This is a genomic window from Ilyobacter sp. (assembly GCF_041583315.1).
GTDB lineage: Bacteria > Fusobacteriota > Fusobacteriia > Fusobacteriales > Fusobacteriaceae > Ilyobacter.
In genome coordinates this window covers 1-1,893 of the sequence record NZ_JBFHGC010000550.1, presented here as the reverse complement: position 1 = coordinate 1,893, position 1,893 = coordinate 1, and the positions used below count along the sequence as shown (strand labels likewise).

General features: G+C 39.3%; 3 protein-coding genes. All 3 read left to right on the top strand.

The genetic code is table 11. The annotated features are described in order from the left end of the window. Window positions 1–528 (top strand): FecCD family ABC transporter permease (locus ABZA26_RS14090; protein ID WP_372715125.1); only part of this gene is annotated, 528 nt, incomplete at its 5' end. After that, window positions 529–1,293: an ABC transporter ATP-binding protein gene (locus tag ABZA26_RS14085; RefSeq protein ID WP_372715124.1), complete on the top strand. Its 765-nt coding sequence runs from the start codon at window positions 529–531 to the stop codon at window positions 1,291–1,293. Window positions 1,294–1,303: 10 nt separating this feature from the next. Further along, the coding region (locus ABZA26_RS14080; RefSeq protein ID WP_372715123.1) for an ABC transporter substrate-binding protein at window positions 1,304–1,893 on the top strand (590 nt) is incomplete at its 3' end.

Here is a 1,893-nt window from a genome sequence, read left to right as displayed (position 1 = left end):
TTTTTTTCTGCAGGGCTCACATTCACAAAATACATAGCAGGAGACGAAGTGGCTTCAATTGTCTTTTGGCTCATGGGAAGCTTCTCCTCTAAGACATGGAGTGAAGCTTTAATTATGGGTGTAATAACTCTTTTAGGATTCATAGTGTTTATTTATTACGGAGAAGAGATGAATATACTCTCGCTGGGAGAAAAAAATGCCCTGTCCATGGGTGTGGATACCTCCAGAGTCAGAAAAATACTTCTGGTGACTGCCTCTATAATATCTGCAGTGTCTGTATCCATATGCGGGATAATAGGATTTGTAGGTCTTATAGTTCCCCATCTCATGAGATTTTTGGTAGGGACTGACAACAAAAAACTCATCTTTATATGTGCTCTCTGGGGTGCCATAATCCTGTCAGCAGCAGATAACATCGTGAGGGCAGTACTTCCCAATGAGATACCCATAGGGATAATGACATCGCTGCTAGGAGCTCCGTTCTTTGCCTTTATCTTTAGAAAAAAGCTCTCAGGAGGTAGACTCTAGATGATAGAAGCTAAAAATATAAGATACTCTGTCCCTGACAGAGAGATAATAAAAGGTGTGGACCTACACATAAAAAAAGGTCGTTTCTATGGGATATTAGGCCCCAACGGAAGCGGTAAAACTACTCTTATGGATATAATATGCGGGGTAATAGCCGACTACCAGGGGAGTATAGAGGTCATGGGTAGAGACCTTAAAAAATATAATAAAAAAGATCTGGCGAAACTTCTGGCTCTGGTACCGCAAAATTTTAATACCTCCTTTTCTTTTAGTGTAGAAGAGATCCTGGAGATGGGGAGATATCCTCACAAGAAAAAGTTTAGCTTTCTGGGAAATGAAGACAGAGAAATAATAAACGGAGTGGTAGAAGAACTGGAACTTGAAAATATAATAGACAAGAAAATAACAGACTTGAGCGGCGGAGAAAGACAGAGGGCGATTTTCGGGAAGGCACTTATACAGCAGACCCCGATACTATTCCTAGATGAGTCTACATCAAATCTGGACCCGTATTACGCACATTCTCTTCTGAAAAAGGTGAGAGACAGAGTGGAGGAGAAGCAACTCACAGTTATATCTGTTTTTCACGATTTTACCCTGGCATCTCTTTACTGTGATGAGATAATATTTTTAAAAGATGGTAAGGTAGTGAAGGCAGGAGAAACTGAGCATACCCTCACACCGGAAAATATAAAGTATGTGTTTAACATAAACAGTAAAATGATGGAGAGTGACAATAAAAAATTTGTTATCCCATACATGTAGGGAGTTGATTATGAAATTTAAAATAGCCTTGATCTGGATGTTTCTTACTATAAATCTCTTTGCATATGAGGTTATGGAAGGAAGCAAGCCCAGACAGTTTGAAAAAAGTTTTCAGAGAATAATATCGATTTATCCTGCCCATACAGAAGTCATCCTTGATCTTGGGGGAAAGAGCAGACTTGTAGGGACTGTGAAAGAGAAGGGAATATCAGAAAAAACTCAGGGGATAAAAAGTTTTTCTTATAATGATTCACTGGAAAAATACCTTTCTGTGAGACCTGACCTAGTACTCATAAGGCCTATGTACAGAGATAAAAACAAAAATTTATTTAAAAGACTGGAAGATATGGGGATCACAGTGGTATCACTTCAGCCGGTAAATCACGATGACCTGGAAAGATACTGGACGGATATAAGTCTCCTCATAGGTAAAAAAAGCGAGGGAAAAGAGTATGTGGAAAAATATCATAGAGGTCTTGAAAGTATAGGGGGGCCTCCAGGGAAAAGAAAAAAAGTGTTTTTTGAAGCCAGGATGCAAAACGGTCTCTATACAGCCTCAAAGGAATCCATAGCACACTTTATCATAGAAAAAGCAGGGGG